Genomic DNA, 19,623 nt, shown 5'->3' on the forward strand with positions numbered 1-19,623 from the left:
TGATGAGGTGTGTGGAATGATTGGAAAAGTTTATTTAGTTGGTGCTGGACCAGGAGATGTTGATCTAATTACAGTAAAAGGACTAAAATGCATTCAAAATGCAGATGTCATTATATATGACCGACTAGTTAATAAGGAACTACTAGAGAATGCAAAAGAATCGGTTGAGTTAATATACGCTGGTAAACTCCCAAACTACCATGCACTAAAACAAGAAACAATCAATGCTTTCTTAGTAAAGTATGCCAAAAAAGGAAAAAACGTAGTTCGATTAAAAGGTGGAGATCCTTTCATTTTCGGTCGTGGTGGTGAAGAGGCGACATATCTTGTAGAACGTGGTGTTTCCTTTGAAATCGTTCCTGGCATTACTTCAGGTATAGCAGCTCCAGCTTATGCTGGTATACCTGTCACCCATCGTGATTATAGTAGTTCCTTTGCTTTTGTAACAGGTCATTGCAAAGAAGAAGATACAGTTAAATGGGCTTCTTTAGCAAAAGGCATTGACACACTAGCAATTTATATGGGAGTTAATAATTTACCCTATATTCGTCATCAACTAATTTCAAATGGAAAACATCAAGACACCCCCGTTGCGCTGATTCATTATGGTACTACTGAACAACAGCGAACTGTCATTAGTACATTAAAAGATGTAATATCAGACGTTGAAAAAGAAAAAATAACCAATCCTAGTATGATAATCGTAGGAGAAGTAGTTAAATTACACCATCAATTACAATGGTTTGAGACTAACTATCATTCAATGACTGAGCATAAAAACATTAACTATTCTAGTCTTTAAATTTTCTCCTAAAAGGAAGTGGGGTGCTTTAGTATGGATGCAATCTTATATGTATGTCATGGAAGCCGTGTAAAATCGGCTGTCCATTCAGCCATACAATTTGTTAAAAAAGTACAACAACAAATTGATTGCAAAGTTCAAGAAATTAGTTTTATTGAACTCGCAGAACCATCAATTTCAGTAGGATTAGAGAATTGTTTGCGTAAAGGAGCAAAATCGGTAACAGTCTTGCCGGTTTTACTCCTTTCTGCAAATCATGCAAAGGTGGATATTCCTCTTGAAATCGCGAAATTTCAAAAGGAATACCCACATATAGAAATAAAAATAGCTAATCCAATCGGAATTCACAAAAACATGATCGAATTAATCCAAAAGCGAATAAATGAAAAGGTTAAGCATTTAATAAAACCGACTAAAATATTGCTAGTTGGACGAGGAAGTAGTGATCCATTAACGATTAATGATTTCAATTCAATCGTTAAACTTCTTGAAGCAAATTTAAATCATCCTGTTCTACCCGCTTTTATAGCAGTTTCAAAGCCATCGATTCATGAAGCTTGGAATCAACTATTGGCTAAAAAAAACCATCAAGTAATAATCATTCCGTATTTATTTTTTTCAGGAACTCTTATGAATGAATTAAAAGATAAAATAAAAGCGCTACCTCTAGAAATGCAAAATAACTGGATATTATGTGAAACCCTAGGGTACGATTATTTAATTACATCTATTTTTACTGAAAGAATACTAGAAGCTCAAACAAAGGAATTATCTACTGCATCAAAATAAAAGCTCTTGTTTCCTCAAATGGATACAAGAGCTTTTATTATTAGTTTATTTACTTTCAACTTTCAAAAAATTTGTTGGTTGGTACGTTGGAAGTGTTTGTAAAAAACGATTAATTCTTTTGGTTGCTTCAATTAATTGATTTAATGAAGTTGCATAAGAACATCGAATATACCCTTCCCCACATTCTCCAAAAACATTTCCCGGGACGACCGCTACTCTCTCATTTAATAATAATTGTTCAGCAAACTCCTCTGATGTTAAGCCAGTATTCTGTATTGATGGGAATACATAAAAAGCTCCACCTGGAAGATGGCATGACAATCCTATTTCCTGAAGAGATTGCACAAGGAAATTACGACGTTGCATATAACTGCGTCTCATTTCTTCTACATCATGATCTCCATTTCGAAGTGCTTCAACTGCAGCATGCTGTGACATAGTTGGTGCACACATAATTGCATACTGATGAACTTTAAGCATATGGGAAATAATGTCTGATGGTGCTGCAACAATCCCAAGGCGCCAACCAGTCATAGCAAATGTTTTAGAAAATCCAGAAATTAAAATTGTATGGTCTCGCATTCCATCAATATTTGCAAAGCTTGTATATTCGCCATCATAAACAAGTTCAGCATAAATTTCATCAGAAATGACAAGTAAATTATGCTTTTTAACAAATACGGCTAAATCCTCTAATAATTCTTTTTCTAGTAAAGTACCAGTTGGATTATTAGGATTACAAAGCAAGATCGCCTTTGTTTTTGATGTAAGTTTCTTTTTCAACGCTTGAAGATTGATTTTAAACTCTTCTTCTCCTGTTGTTGCTAAATGAACTGGAACACCACCTGCTAGTGAAACTAAAGGAGCATATGAAACAAAGCATGGATCAATGACAATTACTTCGTCTCCAGGATTTAAAATTGTTCTTAAAGCAATATCAATCCCTTGACTTGCCCCTACAGTTATAATTAATTCATCTTCAGGACTATAATGCACATCAAATTTCTTAGCGAAATAACGACTTACTTCCTGACGTAATTCTAACAGTCCAGCATTTGAAGTGTATGCCGTATGTCCTGTTTCTAACGAATAAATACTTGCTTCTCTCACGTTCCAAGGCGTGACAAAATCAGGTTCACCTACCCCAAGTGAAATGACATTATCCATACTAGCCGCTAAATCAAAAAACTTTCGAATCCCTGATGGTTGTAGTGTAGTTACTGTATTTGATAAATTAAATTTACTCATGGCGTGATCACCATACGCTTATCGCTTTGTTTTTGACCGTATACGATACTATCATGTTTATAACGTTTTAAAATAAAATGGGTAGTCGTTGATAAAATAGATTCTAAAGTTGATAATTTTTGGGATACAAATGAAGCAATTGACGTCATTGTTTTTCCTTCAACTACAACTGATAAGTCATATGTTCCTGACATTAAATAAACTGATTTTACTTCCGGGTATAAATAGATTTTTTCAGCAATCTCATCAAATCCTACCCCGCGTTTTGGTGCTACTTTCACATCAATCATAGCAGTTATACTTTCTTGAACTGGCACTTTACCCCAATCAATCAGCGTAATGTATTGAAGAATAACACGATCGTTTTCAAATTTTGTTAAAATATCAGCTACCTCATCTTCTGTAGCTCCAATCATTTTTGCTAAAACATCATTACTTAAGCGTCCATTTTGTTCAATACACTGAAGTAACTGTATTTCTTTTTCTGTCATATTCATATACTCCTTATGTATTCCATTTCCTGGAATTACGTTAGATATTGATTCTTTTCATCTATATTTTAATAATTAAGTTAGATGACACTTTTTGAGAAGAATTCTTCATAAATAACTTTTACTGCTTTTTTCTCATCACATGATTTTACTCCAAACATCATACTTACTTCTGAAGAACCTTGGTTTATCATTTCAATATTTATTCCCGCATTTGCTAACGCTTTACTCGCTCTTGCAGTAGTACCAACATTATGCCGCATTCCCTCACCTACTAACATGATTAAAGCAAGGTCCCTTTCAACGACTACATGGTCTGCATCTAATTCATCTTGGATGCGTTTAATAATTTGAACTTCTAATTCAACTGGTAATTGATTTTGACGAATAATAATAGAAATATCGTCGATTCCACTTGGCTGATGCTCATATGAAATTTGATAATCCTCAAGTATTTGCAATAATTTACGCCCAAATCCTATTTCTCTGTTCATTAAATACTTGCTTATATAAATACTACAAAATCCATTATCACTCGCGATTCCAATTAAAGGACCGTTTGATAACGTACGTTCCTTAACAATGCGTGAACCTGGAGCAGTTGGATTATTTGTATTTTTAATGTTTACTGGAATGCCAGCTTGAAAGGCGGGTATCAATGCTTCGTCATGAAATACGTTAAAGCCTGCATAAGATAACTCTCTCATTTCTCGATAAGTTAATTCTTTAATTTCCTTTGGATTATGAATAATCGCTGGATTTACAGAAAAAACTGCATCAACATCTGTAAAGTTTTCATATAAAGTAGCTTTAACTCCATTGGCAACAACAGAACCAGTAATATCTGAGCCACTGCGAGAAAATGTAACGATATGTCCATCTTCTGAATATCCAAAAAATCCTGGGAATATAAGAATTCCAGATTTTTTTCTCAATTCAAGTAAGTTCTCATAGCTTTTCGCTAAAACTTGGGCATGTCCTGGTTCATTTGTAACAAACAAACCTGCTTCTTTTGGATTAATGTAACTTGCCTCAAGTTCTTTAAACTGAAAATATGAAGCTACTAATTTAGCACAATTATCTTCCCCACATGCCATAACAGCATCCATATATCTTGCAGGATGATCCTTTTTACTACTTAACGAAAGTTCGATACCGAGTGAAATTTCATCAATAATATCCGTAGATAAACCTAATCCATTTGCAATTTCAGAATACCTTTGAATAATTTGATTGAATTCTTTCGAATAGTCCTTTCCCTGTAGAGCAAGTTGTGCGCAACTAATTAGTAAATCGGTAACTTTGATATCATCTGGAAATCTTTTGCCTGGTGCAGATACAACGATAATTTTACGTTCAACATCTGATGTAACAATCTGAAATACTTTTTCAATTTGTTCCGAAGTGGCTAATGAAGATCCACCAAATTTTACGATTTTCATTTTTATTACCCCTAATTTAGTTAATTTTCAGTTAAAAATAATGTTACAATTATCCTCCTTATGTGAGAAAAAATCAACACCATTTCATAAGTTTTTTTGGTAGATTTTAGTATCTCACAAAAAGAATTTGGTGTTGTTGTGGGTATTTATTCAATCTAGTGAAAAGAATAGCGGTATGAAAGTGTTGATTCTTTAGGTCAAGTTTAGGATTATAAGAACAGGGTTAAGTGCAGAATCTAATTTCTGTTTGTCCCTCCAGATCACCTTATTTTTCTTTTAGGCTTGTTTTACTGTTTTATTGCATTGTATAAAAATGCAATTAAAAATAATTTTAAAAATGTTGAAAAAATAACTCAATAAAACAAACTATATTCTTCTAAAAATTTTTACTGCTCCAATAGAAAACTCCCTATTTTAACAAATAGGGAGCTTTTTATGATAAATCTAGTAATACAATGAAGTTGGTGTACTCGTTTTCTATACTAGAAACAGATATCGTCCCACCTAACCGATTCGTTATTGACTGAGCGATTGATAAACCAAGTCCATAACCTTCCGTTTTTTTTGCTCTTGATGGATCAGAACGGTAGAATCGATCAAATACTTTTGGCAAATCTCCGGCTGGAATTCCTTTGCCACTATTTTTAATAGAGAACTTCACTTGTCGTTTTAATTTTGTAAGTGTAACTTCAATCTGTCCTTCTTCATTAGTGTATTTGACTGCATTATCAAATAAGATCATCATTAGTTGCTTAATTTTATCTGGATCACTTTCTAACATAACATTTGATTCAATGGAATGATTTAAACTAATTTTCTTATCCTTTAATACCGTTTCCATTGACATCATTACTTCATGTATTTCCGTACTGAGATCAAAAAGCTTTATATTAATCTCATCAATTGCTTCTTCCATTTTTGTTAAAGTTAACAGGTTATTAATTAGTTTTGTCATTCGATCGGAGCCAACTTTTATATGGTTAAACCATTTTTGCTGATTTTCAATTGTTTCTTCCTTATTGGCCATAAGCACATCATAATTAGCATTAATAATAGCTAACGGTGTTTTTAATTCATGTGATGCATCCGCTACAAATTGATTTTGCTTTTTCCAAGCTTCGGCAATCGGTTCAATTGCTCGATTTGCAAAATAGCCACTTATAAAATAAATAGCAAAAAGCGTGATAAGTCCAACACTTATTAATGTTGTTAGAAGTTTAAATAATGCCTTATGGGACTCGGTCACGTCTAAAAAATTTATTAAGGTCACTTTATTTATGATTTGTGGTTTTTCATTGGATTGATTAACAATCATCTCTGCTGGTTTAATTACATACTGCCATTTTTTACCATCTAAAGTGAAAGTTGAAAAGTTCTTTTTATTTTCCAAAGCAATTTCTGTAGCTTTTTTAAACGTTTCTGTAGGCATTGAAATAAATGAATGACCTTCAACAACATTTCCATTTGAATCAACTTCCACACTAAAAGACACTGAATCTCCTAGCGAAATTTTTTGTGTAACAATTCCACCTGTACCAATAACATTCGTTATTTCTTTCTTATTTTCGACCTCTCCTTTATTTTTCAGCTCAGAACTTATTTCTTTATTTTTTATCTCTCTTTGAATCATAATTTGTTTTTCAGTCTGTGCATCTAGCTTTTTTTTATTTTCATTTTGAATATTGTTGTAAGTCATTATGTAGATGATCGTAAAAGCCACAACCATGACCAATGAAATAACTGACATATTAATAAGTAGAAATTTATTACGGAGTTTCTTAAACATATTTGTCCCCAGACTTGCTATTTTTCAAAAAATAACCCGCACCTCGAACCGTTCCGATTGAAACATTTGATTCAACCTGTCTTAGCTTTTTTCGTAAAAGTGAAACCTGTACCTCAACATGACGATCATCGGTATCTGTGTCGTAGCCCCATAGCTTCTCAATAATTGTTTCTTTAGAACTAATTGCATCTTTTCGGTTAATGAGCAGTTCTAATAGTTGAAATTCTTTTAAAGTCAACTTAACTTCATTATCTCTACTGCATAAAACTAACATCTTCTGATTAAGCGAAATATCTTCATATGTAAGAATACCATCTCTTATTAATTCGGTTTTTCGTCGTCCTAATGCTCTTAGTCGAGCAAGTAATTCATCCGTGTGGAATGGCTTCGCTAAATAATCATCCGCACCACTGTCTAAACCTCGTATTTTGTCAGTAATATCCCCCTTTGCTGTCAACAAAATGATAGGGGTCTCGATTCCATTATTTCGTAATTCTATTAAAACTTGAATGCCATCCATTTTTGGAAGCATGATATCTAGAATAATAATGTCATATATATTTGATAGTCCACAGTCTAGTCCAAACTCACCATCACAAGCTAAATCAACGCTGTAGTGATTCTTCTTCAAGACTTGTGCAATAGCTTCAGCAATATAAATTTCATCTTCAACCATTAATATTCTCATAATAAACCTCTTTACTTTTAATTCTTTTTGAAGCATCCCCAACAAATGAGCTGTACACTTCTCATCTGTTGGGGATGTATTAAGTATATACTGTAGTGACTAAATTCATTTACATAATTAAAGCATTTTTATACTTCAATCCTCATTAATCAATTTTCTTTTTTACATTAATTGATCCATCTTCATTTTTTTTAATTATTACATCTTCTGGAGCTTTCTCAGTCCAAGTCTTCCCTCCATCTATAGAAAACTTCACTTTTCCATTTTCTTTTTTCGTCATAAATGGTTTTTTCATTTCTGGCTCACCATCAATCCATGTTTTGCCACCGTCTTTAGAATATTTTGCTACACCATTTTCTTTTTTTACAATCAGCTTCTTTTTCACAAAAACTGACTTATCATCTTTGTCTACCATTTTGAAATTGTCTGGCGCTTTATCACTCCAAGTCTTCCCACCGTCTTTTGAGAACTTAAGCTTTCCATCCTCTTTCTTTACTATTACACCTCCTGAAGGTGTAGTATTTGTATCACCAAAAATAAATGATTCCTTACCATTTGCATCTTGTATTACTTTCCCCTTTTTAGGAGCACCTGGAATCCAAGTCTTGCCACCATCAGTTGAGTGACTAATTACTCCATTTTCATTTTTAACTAACATTTTAATTCTTATTTTCTCATTTTGTTGAGAAACAGAAGCTTCATTATGTTTTGTTTGAGCTCCATCATTATTTGCAGCGTATGCGGCTCCTGAACCGATACCTAGAACTAACGCGCCACAAACCGATGCTACAACTGCCTTCTTTTTTGTTGTATTTAACAGCGTATAAATCTTTTCTTGCATTTTTATTTCCTCCTAAATTCAAATTTATGTAAGCAGCTGACTTACAATTATAATAGTAGAAGACAGACCTTTAACGAACCTTAAACGGTTTACTATTTCTTATATTTACTTTTTCTCTCAGCTAACCATTAACTAACCTAGCTTGGTTTTAATGCTCTGCTCAATCCTATTGATCTTTCTGAAGAGCATATTGAATTTTTCAACCATCAAATTTAACTGAAAATTCACACTAGAGTAAAGAAGCTTTAACATTTCTTCCCTATTCTTAGTAAGTAACCTACTAGCTAATTAGGAGGGAGAAACTATTGAATTGGAACGCATTGAAAAAAGCAGTTCTTGCTTTTGTTCTTACGACTACTTTATCTGCAGGGGTATTTATGGTCTCCGGTAATCCGGCTGCTAGAAACATTCCTATTAACACCAAGAATGATAAGAACCGTTTCATTCAAGTACAATTACTTGGTATTAATGATTTTCATGGACAATTAAATACGACCCGAAAATTTAAAGGTAGGAATGTTGGCGGAGTAGATTATCTTGCCGCATATTTGTTACAAAAGAAAAAAGAAAACAAAAATACAATTTTAGTTCATGCCGGTGACATGGTTGGTGGAAGTCCTCCAATATCCTCATTTCTTCAGGATGAACCTACAATTGAAGTATTAAACAAGATGGGTTTTGACTATGGGACTCTAGGGAACCATGAATTCGATCGTGGTGTGAATGAAATGATGAGGTTAATCCAAGGAGGATTTAATCAAAAAACCGGTTATTTTAAAGGGGCAAATTTCCCATATATATGTGCCAACGTAATCGAGGATCAAACTGGTAAGACAATTCTGCCCCCATATAGTATAAAAAATATTAACGGCGTACGGATTGGATTTATCGGGGTCGTAATAAAAGATACTCCAAAGATTGCACCGCCAAACAAAACAGCTGGAGTAAAGTTCATTGATGAAGTAAAATCAATCAATAATTCAGTAGAGGTACTTAAAAAACAAGGTGTAAAAGCAATCGTGGTGCTTGCTCATAATGGTGGAAATCAGTCCAAAGCAAATGGAAATGCTACAGGTGAAATCGTTAGAATGGCAAAAAAAATGGATGATGAAGTTGACGTAGTTATATCAGGACATACACATACTTATCTTAACAAAGAAGTAAGCGGAAAACTAATTGTTCAATCCTACTCCTATGGAACATCTTTCTCCGATATTCAGTTAAAAATCGATCCTATTACTAAAGATATCGTAGACAAAAAGGCAAGTATAAAGATGGTCTACCAAGATGCGATTAAACCAGATCCTGAAATAAAGATAATGATACAAAATTATGAATCTAAAATTGCACCTATCGTAAATAAAGTCGTTGGAAAAGCTGCAAACGACATTTTAAGTAAGAAGAATCGTAATGGAGAATCTAGTTTAGGAAATATAATTGCAGATTCACAACGAATTGCAATGAAGTCCGATTTCGCATTTATGAATTTTAGTGGAATACGTGCTGATCTTCCAAAAGGGGATGTAACTTTGGATGAATTGTTTACGATTCAACCATTTAAAATTAAGCTCGTTAAAATGACTTTATCTGGTGAACAAATCCGGAAACTTCTTAATCAGCAATGGCAGGAACATGGAAGTGTTCGAATGCTACAAATCTCAGGCTTAAAATACACTTGGGATAGTACGCAAGATTCTGGGCAAAAAGTTATTAATATCATGCGAACAAATGGTACACCAATTAATCCACAAACTAGATATACTGTCACTACAAATAGCTATCTTGCAAATGGCGGTGACAATTTCTCGGTACTACTAACAGGGAAAAATAAAGTGGAAGGTCCAACAGATCTGGAGGCATTAGAAGATTATGTGAATGAACAAAAGCAGCCATTGTTCCCAACATTCGAAGGTCGGATTAATCGAATTAAATAGATTTTTAGAAAGCCCAATGCTTTAAATTCGTCCATAAAAAAAGTTCCCTTCTATGAGGGAACTTTTTGATTTATGCTTTAATATAACGTAATACAGGTTTACGAGCTGCTAAAGTTTCGTCAAGACGACTTACAACAGTTGTATGTGGAGCCTCTTGTACGATTTCTGGATTTTCTTCAGCTTCCTTAGCAATTGTAATCATTGTATCGATAAATGAATCTAATGTTTCTTTTGATTCAGTTTCAGTTGGTTCAATCATAATACATTCTTCCACGTTTAATGGGAAGTAAATTGTTGGTGGGTGGTAACCAAAGTCTAATAGGCGTTTAGCGATATCTAAAGTACGAACACCTAATTTCTTTTGACGTTTTCCACTTAATACGAACTCATGCTTACAATGACGATCGAATGGTAGGTCAAAATATGGTTCTAAACGACGCATCATATAGTTAGCATTTAAAACTGCATCTTCGGTTACTTGTTTTAAGCCTTCTGGACCCATTGAACGAATGTAAGTATATGCACGAACATTAATTCCAAAGTTTCCAAAGAAAGGTTTTACACGACCGATTGACTCTGGACGATCGAAATTTAATACATATTCTTCTCCAACTTTTTCAACGATTGGTGCTGGTAAGTATGGGATTAAATCTGCTTTAACTCCAACAGGACCAGAACCAGGGCCACCGCCACCGTGTGGACCAGTGAATGTTTTATGAAGATTTAAATGTACTACATCAAATCCCATATCTCCTGGGCGTGCTTTACTTAATACAGCATTTAAGTTAGCTCCGTCATAATAAACTTTCCCGCCTGCTGCATGGATGATCTCAGAAATTTCATAAATATCTTCTTCAAATAGACCTAATGTATTTGGATTCGTAAGCATTAAAGCTGCAACGTTTCCATCAACTACACGACGTAAATCATCTAAGTCAACTAAGCCTTTTTCATTTGATTTAACCGTAATTGTTTCGAAACCTGCAACAGTTGCTGATGCTGGGTTTGTACCGTGAGCAGAGTCAGGTACGATTACTTTTGTACGATTGAAGTCACCTCGGCTTTCGTGATAAGCACGGATAATCATTAAACCAGTCCACTCACCATGTGCACCTGCAGCTGGTTGTAAAGTTACTTCATCCATTCCAGTAATTTCTTTTAATTCTTGTTGAAGCTCATGCATTAATTCTAATGCACCTTGAACAGTGTATTCATCTTGAAGTGGATGAACATGTGCAAAACCCGCCATACGTGCGACAGCTTCATTAATTTTTGGATTGTACTTCATTGTACAAGAGCCTAGTGGATAAAAACCAGAATCTACACCATGATTTCTTTTTGAAAGCGCTGTATAATGACGCATTAAATCTAATTCAGATACTTCTGGTAAATTTGCTTTTTCTTTACGAACATAAGCCGCTGGAATTACTTCCTCAATATCGAACTCCTCAACGTCCATCGTTGGAAGACTATATGCGATACGACCTTCTTTACTCATCTCAAAAACTAACGGTTGATCCTTCAGCATGTTGCATCCCCTTTCCGTCTACTAATAATGCTAGTTCTTCTACAAAAGTATCAATATGTTGTTTAGAACGTAATTCTGTTACTGCGATTAACATATGATTTTCCATAGTAGGTTCAACTTTTGCTAAGTCATAACCACCGATAATTTTCTTTGTAAATAAATGTTTATTAATTTCAGAAACATTTTGTTTTACATCGATTACAAGTTCGTTAAATGCTGCGCCATCAAATACTACTGAAATTCCATTTTCAGCTAATTTCTTTTTCATATATTGAGTACGCCAAATATTTTGAGTTGCCATTTCAACCGCACCATTTTTACCAAGAGCTGTCATTGCAACAGAAGCTGCTAATGCATTTAATGCTTGGTTTGAACAAATATTAGAAGTCGCTTTGTCACGACGAATATGTTGCTCACGCGCTTGTAATGTTAATACAAATCCACGGCGCCCTTCACCATCAACAGTTTGACCAACTAAGCGACCTGGCATTTTTCGCATTAATTTAGTCGTAGTTGCAAAGTAACCGCAGTGAGGACCACCAAATTGAGTAGGAATACCAAAAGTTTGCGCGTCACCAGCAACGATATCTGCTCCGAATTCTCCTGGAGGAGTTAAAGCTGCTAATGCTAATGGATTACTTGAAACTACGAATAAGCTTTTTCCTGTATGAGCAATTGGCTCGATTTGATCTAATTCTTCAATTTGTCCATAGAAGTTAGGATATTGAACAACAACACAAGCTACATTATCATTCATTTCATTTTTAAGCTCTTCTATATCAGTTTTTCCATCTTTAAGTCCAATTTCAACTACCTCTAAGTGTTGACCTTTAGCATAAGATAAAATAACTTCACGTGATTGTGGGTGTACAGCTTTTGAAACTAAAATGCGCTTTTTACCTGTATGACCAGCTGCTAAAGTAGTTGCTTCAGCAAGAGAAGTACCTCCGTCATACATTGAAGAGTTTGCTACATCCATTCCTGTTAATTCACAAATCATCGTTTGGAATTCAAAAATTGCTTGAAGTTCACCTTGTGAAATCTCAGGTTGGTATGGTGTATAAGCAGTATAAAACTCTGAACGAGAAATAACATGATCTACAACTGTTGGTAAGTAATGATCATAAACACCAGCACCTAAGAAAGAAACATACTCTCTTAAGTTAGCGTTTTTATTCGCTAATTCACTTAACTCCTGAATTAAATCAGATTCAGATTTTGCTTTTTTAATGTTTAATAAGCCATTAAAACGCACGTTTTCAGGAATATCACTAAATAATTCATCAACTGATGAAACACCTACTACTTTTAACATCTCTTGACGATCTTGCTCTGTCGTTGGTAAATAACGATGCATTAAGGTAATCCCCTTTCTCCCCCTAGTTACTTCTTCTCTCTTTTGTAAAATGGTTTTGAAACTACAACAGCTTTTAATTTTTTATTTCGAATTTCAACTTCAAGTTCAGTACCTAAAGCAGAAAATTCAGATTTAATTAATGCAAGTCCAATATTTTTCTTTAATGTTGGAGATTGCGTACCACTTGTTACTTCACCAATTACTTCCCCATTTACATATACAGGATAGTGAGTTCTTGGAATACCTTTGTCAATCATTTCAATTCCAACAAGCTTACGAGGTACACCTTGCTCTTTTTGATTTTTCAGAACTTCTTTACCGAAGAAATCTTCTTCTTTATTTAATTTCACAGCAAAGCCGATACCAGCTTCTAATGGAGTAATGTCTTTTGTTAATTCTTGACCATATAATGCTAGAGCAGCTTCGAAACGAAGTGTATCACGAGCGCCTAATCCACATGGTTTTAAACCGTCTTCTTTACCTGCTTCTAAAAGTAAAGTCCAAAGTTTAGACGCATCTTCAGCAGCTAAGTATAGCTCATATCCATCTTCACCAGTGTAACCTGTGCGTGAAACTAAAACATTTAGATCACCAATTAATACATTATCTTTGAAAGTAAAATACTTAATATCAGTAACATTGTCATTCGTTAAACGTTGTAGGATTGCAACAGATTTTGGCCCCTGAAGAGCTAATTGTGCAACTTCATTACTTTTATTAACTACTTTTACATCGCCTTCAACATGTGAAAGTAACCATGCGAAATCTTTTTCAATATTAGACGCATTTACAACTAATAAATAGTGTTCATCATTATACTTATAAACTAGTAAGTCGTCTACCGTTCCAGCATTTTCATAGCACATTGCTGTATATAATGCGCCTTCTTCATTTAATTTTGAAATATCATTTGTCATCATTTTTTGTAAATATTTAAGACTATCTTTACCAGTTACTTCAATTTCTCCCATGTGAGAAACATCAAATAAACCAGCTGCTGTACGAACAGCTTCGTGTTCTTCTTTAATGCTCGAAAATTGCACAGGTAGCTCCCAGCCACCAAAATCAATTGTTTTACCACCTAACACTTTGTAATCTTCAAACAAAGGTGTGCGTAATAAAGTCGTCATGTAGCCATTTCCCCCTTATCTACATGCTAGCATGATGGAAAACTAAATTAATAGTTCGTCCAGCTAACCATTAAATAATTTACATATTTTGTATATTTTCGGAAAAACTAGTAGAAAACAAGAAAATATTATCAAACTATATTAGTTAACTGTTTTTTCTTAACAATATGAGTTTTTTGTTTAATAAAAGAATAATAAATTTTTACTTTTTTTCTACACTATTATCCTAACATTAAACGACAAGTTTCAGCAATATCGAAGTGAATTTTTTTAAAAATAAAATAACGAACATTATTTCAGTTATTTTACAATAACGTTCACGATTATCCAATATAAAAATGAAATAGGTGTGATTTACATGTCAATTGAGATTAAATTCCATACAGAGTGGCAGGAAGAGTTCTTAGAGAAGCTTGAAAATGATGGACCATGGTCAAATTGGGAGAATTATAAGCTCGCCTTTCATACGTCTACAAAATTAGCAATTCCATCATTTACGGGTATGATTGCTCCTACTCATTTACCAAATTTAACTCCATTACCTCATCAATTAGATGTAGCTACGACTGTAATTGAAAAAATGAATGGAAAAGCTATATTAGCTGACGAAGTAGGATTAGGGAAAACAGTAGAGGCAGGTTTAATTTTAAAAGAATACATGATTCGTGGTTTAGTTAATAAAGTGCTTATTCTAGTTCCAGCATCACTTGTATCACAGTGGACCTTTGAATTGAACACAAAATTCCATATCCCTGCAATCGCACAACAAAAAAAGAATTATGTATGGGATAGTTGTGATGTTGTTGTATCTTCAATCGATACTGCAAAAAGAGATCCTCATCGAGAAAAAATATTAAGTATCAATTATGATCTCGTCATTATTGATGAAGCTCATAAACTTAAAAATAATAAAACAAAAAACTATGAGTTTGTACAACTTCTTAAAAAGAAATATTGTTTATTGCTTACAGCTACACCTGTTCAAAATAATATAGAAGAAATTTTCCATTTAGTTTCTTTACTAAAACCTGGCCATTTAGGTAATAAATCTAGTTTTGAAGAATATTTTTCTGCTAAGAACCGCTCATTAGAACATGAAGACTTATTACGAGAACTAATAGGAAAAGTAATGGTTCGAAATCGTAGACAAGATACAGGAATCGAGTGGACAAAGCGAAAGGTTGAGACAGTATTAATTAATTTTAATGAGGAAGAACAAAAACTATATGATTTAATAGATGAATGGCAGAAGTCACAATATACTGGGGTAACCTCAGCATTCTCCTTTTTAACATTTAAGCGCGAAGCTTGTAGTAGTCGTGAAGCAGTTTATGTATCAATGAAAAAAATGCTTCAAAGATTTGAAAAAGAAAATATTGATATTAACGATCCATATATCGAGAAAATTTTTCATCAAATTAATCTAATTACATCTAATTCAAAAGCTAATAAAGTAGTTGAACTAATAAAAAAAATAAATGATAAAGTAATTATTTTTACTGAATATCGCGCAACTCAGTTGTATTTACAATGGTTTTTAAAACAAAACGGCATTACATCAGTTCCATTTCGCGGTGGCTTTAAACGAGGTAAGAAGGACTGGATGAAAGAATTATTTAAAAATCGAGTACAAGTTTTAATAGCAACCGAAGCTGGTGGTGAAGGTATTAACCTACAATTTTGTTCAAACATGATTAATTATGATCTTCCTTGGAATCCCATGAGATTAGAACAAAGAATAGGACGTATTCATCGACTTGGTCAAACAGAGGATGTAAGTATCTATAACTTTGCAACTGTTGGCTCGATTGAAGAACACATACTAAGACTACTTTATGAAAAAATCAATTTATTTGAGCGTGTTATTGGTGAACTGGATGATATTCTAACCAGAATTCCTTATAAGGATTTTGAAGCTCATATGAATGAAATATTTATTAACTCTAAAACTGAAGGCGAAATGAAAATTAAAATGGAAAATTTAACGTCCATCATCCAATTACAGCAACATAAACAAGTAGGTGATAGTTATGCAGCAACATGAAATCCATGATTATATTGAATACTTTTTCAGATATAATGATTGTGAAATCGTAAAGAAAACGCCGACATTTCTAGAAATACAATTAACAATTGAGATGGATAAAAAATTAATGAATCGTCCTTTCTATTGGCATTATTTAGAAAAAACAGGCGGTATTCCAAATCCAATGAAGTTAACACTAATTACAGATAGTGATAATGCACCTGAAGATCTTAAAGGTGAACAAATACATTTTGGTTCGCCTCGTCTTCACCAAATTTTCTCAATCGTTAATGATCTAGGACAGTCAATTAGACTTTATGAAGAAACAAAAGCACCTATGGGCCAACAAATTGCATTACACCCTTGGTTAGCTGTTAATTATCAGGTTTCTTTTACTTGTGATCATAAAAAAGATTATTTATATTCTTTTGGAATTCATTTAATTACCGGAAAAATTATAGAAGATTTTCATACAAAACTTGAAAAAATCCAATTCAACTCTAAAATACCTGATTTTTGCTATTCCATGTCACCTTTGATTAAACCAATAAGTGGATTAAATCGAATGGAACAATTACTTCGAAACAAAATTGAAGAAGAAGATACGGTATGGGCCGAAGAAGCAAAAAATAGATGGCAACATGATTTAGATTTATTAAATCAATTTTATGAAGATGATGAAGAAAAGCCTGAAAATTATCATGTAGAATACAATGCACTTAAAGAACTTTATGAGCCGATTATTCATGTTGATGTCATTAATGGTGGACTTTTTTATTTATCACCAAGCACAATGAATAAATTAAGTTAAAGGCTTGCGAGTGAGGATTAGGTTCAAGAGGGAGATCCTAATGGGGATGTCCCTCTTTTTTGCTCTTCCTACTTTTAAAAATTATTAGCAAAAAAATAAGACTGACTTCTTAAATTGAAATCAGTCTTATTAATTAAATACTTTTCTTTTCTTTGTCTTTACGATTTTGAATTTTTTTCATCATTAAAGCTAGGCTTAATGGTAGCATTCCAAACATGTTAGTAGAAAATGGAGCTTTCAACTCTTCTTTTTCTTGTTTTATTGAATCACGTTTCTCTTTTGGTTGATCGATATAATTAATAAATTGTTCTGTCATATATTTTACATAATCATTTGTTTTCAAAAGAAATCACCTTACTTTCTTATCACTTATTTCTACTATCTCCTCCTTTTGAATAATTTAAACAGTCAATGATTTCCAACGCAATTTCAATTGGTGTTAAATTATTCGTTGAAATTACATAATCTGCTTTTTTATATTGTGATTCTCTCCTTTGAAATAATTCCGTCAATTCTTCTACCGATCGATTTACAGCATTGGGTCGATTAGAATCCAAGTGGATTCTTTCGTATATTATTTCAATTGGCGTTTCAAGATAAATTATTTTGCCAGTTTCTTTCATATACCCAATGTTTTCATCACGTAGAATGATTCCACCACCTGTTGATGTAATCATTTTTTTTGATGGTAAATTTTTTAATACTTGCGTTTCTATATCGCGAAAACCGCTTTCACCAAACTCATTAAACAATTCTGGTATGCTTTTGCCTGTATAAGTAACAATTTCCTCATCTAAATCAATAAATTTTTTGTTTACTTTTTTAGCTAATTCTTTTCCAACAGTCGTCTTTCCACATCCCATAAAGCCCACTAAATAAATTGATTCCATTTCATCCTCCAACTTAATCTACCCAATCAGAAACTTGGTTTGTACTTCTTTTAAATTTAAATTGAACTACATGTTTTTTTATTTTTGAATTACTAGTAGTAAAAGTCACATGGTATTCATCATTTGTTATTAAAGAAGTATTCAATATAATTTTTGTATTATTATAATACTTTATTGTATTTCCTTGAAGTGGTAAATCACTATGCTTTAAATCGTAAACTGCTTGTGAATATACACGGTCTAGTTCGTTTTGATTTTTCGTATAAAAATAAAAAGTATTAAACGACTGAAAGATATCTATTTGAATTAGAAAAAAAACAAGTAAAATATTTATCATAAAGATTGTATAAGGTAAATACACTCCATTTTCACCAAGTATTTTAAATTTAATTGATAAAAACTCGAATAGTTTTTTCATAAATTCCACCATTTAAATCGATTACTCTTACTAGGATTTGACTTTGGCTTATTTGTACAAACTTTATATCACTTATATTTTGTAGTACTATTTCATGTCCTGCTCCAAGCCTTTGTCGCCGAATAATCGTAGCATATTTGCGATAACTAGTCGTAACTTGATTAAACTCCTCAAAAAGAAGCATGTCTGGATAAACTGTAAAACTTATACTTTTGTTTGCCTCTTTTTGAACTTCTTTAATAAAATTATCTAATTCTAGCCTATTTAAGGATTCATAATTGTAATTTCGTTTAACAAAGCTTTTCAAACTGGAAGTTGATATAGAAATAATAATTAAAAATAAAACAAGTGAAAAAAGTGTTTCAAGTAAAGTAAATCCTTTTTCATCCTGTAATTTCTTCACATATTTCACTTTCCTTATTTCGATCAGTCCATGTAACACAAATCGAATTTGAATAATTTTTAGTGTATATTTTTACTAAAAACTCTTTATCATTCTTTATATATAAACCCTCTTTAAAATCTTCTCTGTTAATAAAATAAAGATGAACCATATCTGTTAATAAATCATCTGCCATATTGCTAATCGTTAACTCATCTTTTTTTTGTAAAAATAATGACATGGAAGGAACGATCGTTATACAAAAGATAATTAATAAGTTTAAAGAAATAACTGCCTCGATATATGTAAAACCTTTTTCATTTCCGATCATATTTAAATCGACCACTTCCTAAATAAAAAGTAACAATGTATTCAGCTTTTTTATATTTAATTGAAATCGTTCCTGAACTAGAGATATTACCGTCAGAGTTAAATCTTAAAGGAGGTTTTAAAGTAAGGTTAGTAATTCTAATTGATTGATCAAAATTTCGAATGACTACAGGGGGATTTAGCAAATTATCTTGCATTTCATATTTATTTTGATAAAAGATGATCCTAGTAGGAATTTGTTTTATTATTGCGTTCCTTTGTGCAAGGAAAATATCATTTTGAAGCATTTGAATAAATAATGTTAGCTTTTGTTCATCTTCAATCTTCTTGACTTGATTGATTGGCAAAATTAATAACAATATCATAATTGAAAGGACTAATAACATCTCAACAAATGTAAAACCAAACGAATTACCCAACCTTTTTTTAAGGTATTGATACTGTTCCAGTTGCTTTGTCATACGATAATTCAACTTTGTTATTGCATTTATAACTTGTTATATAGCCCTGTTCTTTTAAGACTGATAAACTTTCAGGTAATTGTTCATTTTCTAATCTATACGATTCAACACTTGACTGAACCATTTTTTGTAGTGCAGAACATCCTTTCGTTTGAATCGACTGTTGCTGTTTTCCTAAATTCGGTATCACTAGCAATAAAAGAAGTGAAATGATAAATAAAACAATTAACATTTCAATTAAAGTAAAGCCTTTTTCATTCAAACTAACT

Annotated in this window: 21 protein-coding genes; 5 read left to right on the plus strand and 16 right to left on the minus strand. The window is 32.7% G+C overall.

The window, feature by feature from the left end; translation table 11 throughout:
• Positions 1–16 precede the first annotated feature (16 nt).
• Both cobA and B6K90_RS02505 read left to right on the plus strand, forming a co-directional pair.
• Positions 17–802 (plus strand): uroporphyrinogen-III C-methyltransferase, encoded by a 786-nt coding sequence (gene cobA, locus B6K90_RS02500; protein WP_139840664.1) that lies wholly within the window; start codon positions 17–19, stop codon positions 800–802.
• 33 nt (positions 803–835) lie between these two features.
• The gene (locus tag B6K90_RS02505; protein WP_088010947.1) at positions 836–1,591 is read left to right on the plus strand and encodes a sirohydrochlorin chelatase; all 756 of its coding nucleotides are present in this window, start codon (positions 836–838) and stop codon (positions 1,589–1,591) included.
• 45 nt (positions 1,592–1,636) lie between these two features.
• Here the strand turns inward: B6K90_RS02505 and B6K90_RS02510 are convergent, their stop codons facing one another.
• The 6 genes from B6K90_RS02510 to B6K90_RS02535 form a co-directional block, all read right to left on the minus strand.
• Positions 1,637–2,839: an aminotransferase gene (locus tag B6K90_RS02510; protein ID WP_088010948.1), complete on the minus strand. Its 1,203-nt coding sequence runs from the start codon at positions 2,837–2,839 to the stop codon at positions 1,637–1,639.
• On the minus strand, positions 2,836–3,336 hold the full coding sequence (locus B6K90_RS02515; protein WP_170927411.1) for an Lrp/AsnC family transcriptional regulator: 501 nt from the start codon (positions 3,334–3,336) through the stop codon (positions 2,836–2,838). Before B6K90_RS02515 ends, B6K90_RS02510 begins: the two co-directional genes overlap by 4 nt.
• A gap of 74 nt (positions 3,337–3,410) precedes the next feature.
• Positions 3,411–4,772, minus strand: coding sequence for an aspartate kinase (locus B6K90_RS02520; protein ID WP_088010950.1), 1,362 nt, complete (start codon positions 4,770–4,772; stop codon positions 3,411–3,413).
• A 433-nt stretch (positions 4,773–5,205) separates the two neighbouring features.
• Positions 5,206–6,558: a sensor histidine kinase gene (locus B6K90_RS02525; protein ID WP_088010951.1), complete on the minus strand. Its 1,353-nt coding sequence runs from the start codon at positions 6,556–6,558 to the stop codon at positions 5,206–5,208.
• Positions 6,551–7,246, minus strand: coding sequence for a response regulator transcription factor (locus tag B6K90_RS02530; protein ID WP_088010952.1), 696 nt, complete (start codon positions 7,244–7,246; stop codon positions 6,551–6,553). Before B6K90_RS02530 ends, B6K90_RS02525 begins: the two co-directional genes overlap by 8 nt.
• 145 nt (positions 7,247–7,391) lie before the next feature.
• Positions 7,392–8,087: a sialidase family protein gene (locus B6K90_RS02535; protein ID WP_088010953.1), complete on the minus strand. Its 696-nt coding sequence runs from the start codon at positions 8,085–8,087 to the stop codon at positions 7,392–7,394.
• 377 nt (positions 8,088–8,464) lie between these two features.
• Here B6K90_RS02535 and B6K90_RS02540 point away from each other — a divergent pair, with 377 nt between their 5' ends.
• Positions 8,465–10,021 carry a bifunctional metallophosphatase/5'-nucleotidase gene (locus tag B6K90_RS02540; RefSeq protein WP_088011440.1) on the plus strand — a complete coding sequence of 519 codons (1,557 nt, stop codon included), beginning with the start codon at positions 8,465–8,467 and terminating at the stop codon, positions 10,019–10,021.
• Positions 10,022–10,091: 70 nt separating this feature from the next.
• Here the strand turns inward: B6K90_RS02540 and gcvPB are convergent, their stop codons facing one another.
• The 3 genes from gcvPB to gcvT are packed head-to-tail and all read right to left on the minus strand — an operon-like array spanning position 10,092 to position 14,036.
• Positions 10,092–11,549, minus strand: coding sequence for an aminomethyl-transferring glycine dehydrogenase subunit GcvPB (gene gcvPB / locus B6K90_RS02545; RefSeq protein WP_088010954.1), 1,458 nt, complete (start codon positions 11,547–11,549; stop codon positions 10,092–10,094).
• Positions 11,521–12,906, minus strand: a complete 1,386-nt coding sequence (gene gcvPA, locus B6K90_RS02550; protein ID WP_088010955.1) for an aminomethyl-transferring glycine dehydrogenase subunit GcvPA — start codon at positions 12,904–12,906, stop codon at positions 11,521–11,523. Before gcvPA ends, gcvPB begins: the two co-directional genes overlap by 29 nt.
• Before the next feature lie 26 nt (positions 12,907–12,932).
• Positions 12,933–14,036 (minus strand): glycine cleavage system aminomethyltransferase GcvT, encoded by a 1,104-nt coding sequence (gcvT, locus tag B6K90_RS02555; RefSeq protein WP_088010956.1) that lies wholly within the window; start codon positions 14,034–14,036, stop codon positions 12,933–12,935.
• 358 nt (positions 14,037–14,394) lie between these two features.
• Between gcvT and B6K90_RS02560 the strand changes: the two genes are divergently transcribed.
• Both B6K90_RS02560 and B6K90_RS02565 read left to right on the plus strand, forming a co-directional pair.
• The gene (locus tag B6K90_RS02560) at positions 14,395–16,080 is read left to right on the plus strand and encodes a DEAD/DEAH box helicase (protein ID WP_088010957.1); all 1,686 of its coding nucleotides are present in this window, start codon (positions 14,395–14,397) and stop codon (positions 16,078–16,080) included.
• Positions 16,067–16,873 (plus strand): YqhG family protein, encoded by an 807-nt coding sequence (locus tag B6K90_RS02565; RefSeq protein ID WP_088010958.1) that lies wholly within the window; start codon positions 16,067–16,069, stop codon positions 16,871–16,873. The genes B6K90_RS02560 and B6K90_RS02565 overlap by 14 nt, the downstream gene beginning before the upstream one ends.
• A 133-nt stretch (positions 16,874–17,006) precedes the next feature.
• Here B6K90_RS02565 and B6K90_RS02570 read toward each other — a convergent pair whose 3' ends face one another.
• Genes B6K90_RS02570 through comGC form a run of 7 tightly spaced genes read right to left on the minus strand, consistent with a single transcriptional unit; the run spans position 17,007 to position 19,616 of the window.
• Positions 17,007–17,216, minus strand: a complete 210-nt coding sequence (locus B6K90_RS02570; RefSeq protein WP_088010959.1) for a YqzE family protein — start codon at positions 17,214–17,216, stop codon at positions 17,007–17,009.
• A gap of 22 nt (positions 17,217–17,238) precedes the next feature.
• Entirely contained in the window at positions 17,239–17,763 is a 525-nt protein-coding gene (locus B6K90_RS02575) for a shikimate kinase (protein ID WP_088010960.1), read from the minus strand.
• A 13-nt stretch (positions 17,764–17,776) separates the two neighbouring features.
• Positions 17,777–18,181 carry a hypothetical protein gene (locus B6K90_RS02580; RefSeq protein WP_088010961.1) on the minus strand — a complete coding sequence of 135 codons (405 nt, stop codon included), beginning with the start codon at positions 18,179–18,181 and terminating at the stop codon, positions 17,777–17,779.
• Positions 18,150–18,584, minus strand: coding sequence for a competence type IV pilus minor pilin ComGF (gene comGF, locus B6K90_RS02585; protein ID WP_167555255.1), 435 nt, complete (start codon positions 18,582–18,584; stop codon positions 18,150–18,152). The genes B6K90_RS02580 and comGF overlap by 32 nt, the downstream gene beginning before the upstream one ends.
• The gene (locus tag B6K90_RS02590; protein ID WP_088010963.1) at positions 18,565–18,894 is read right to left on the minus strand and encodes a type II secretion system protein; all 330 of its coding nucleotides are present in this window, start codon (positions 18,892–18,894) and stop codon (positions 18,565–18,567) included. The genes comGF and B6K90_RS02590 overlap by 20 nt, the downstream gene beginning before the upstream one ends.
• A complete protein-coding gene (gene comGD, locus B6K90_RS02595) occupies positions 18,881–19,354 on the minus strand; it encodes a competence type IV pilus minor pilin ComGD (RefSeq protein WP_139840667.1) in 474 nt (157 codons plus the stop codon). The genes B6K90_RS02590 and comGD overlap by 14 nt, the downstream gene beginning before the upstream one ends.
• Positions 19,320–19,616 carry a competence type IV pilus major pilin ComGC gene (gene comGC, locus B6K90_RS02600; protein WP_088010965.1) on the minus strand — a complete coding sequence of 99 codons (297 nt, stop codon included), beginning with the start codon at positions 19,614–19,616 and terminating at the stop codon, positions 19,320–19,322. Before comGC ends, comGD begins: the two co-directional genes overlap by 35 nt.
• Positions 19,617–19,623: the final 7 nt, after the last annotated feature.

It is taken from the genome of Gottfriedia acidiceleris (assembly GCF_002128425.1).
In the GTDB taxonomy this organism is placed as follows: Bacteria; Bacillota; Bacilli; order Bacillales; family Bacillaceae_G; genus Gottfriedia; species Gottfriedia acidiceleris.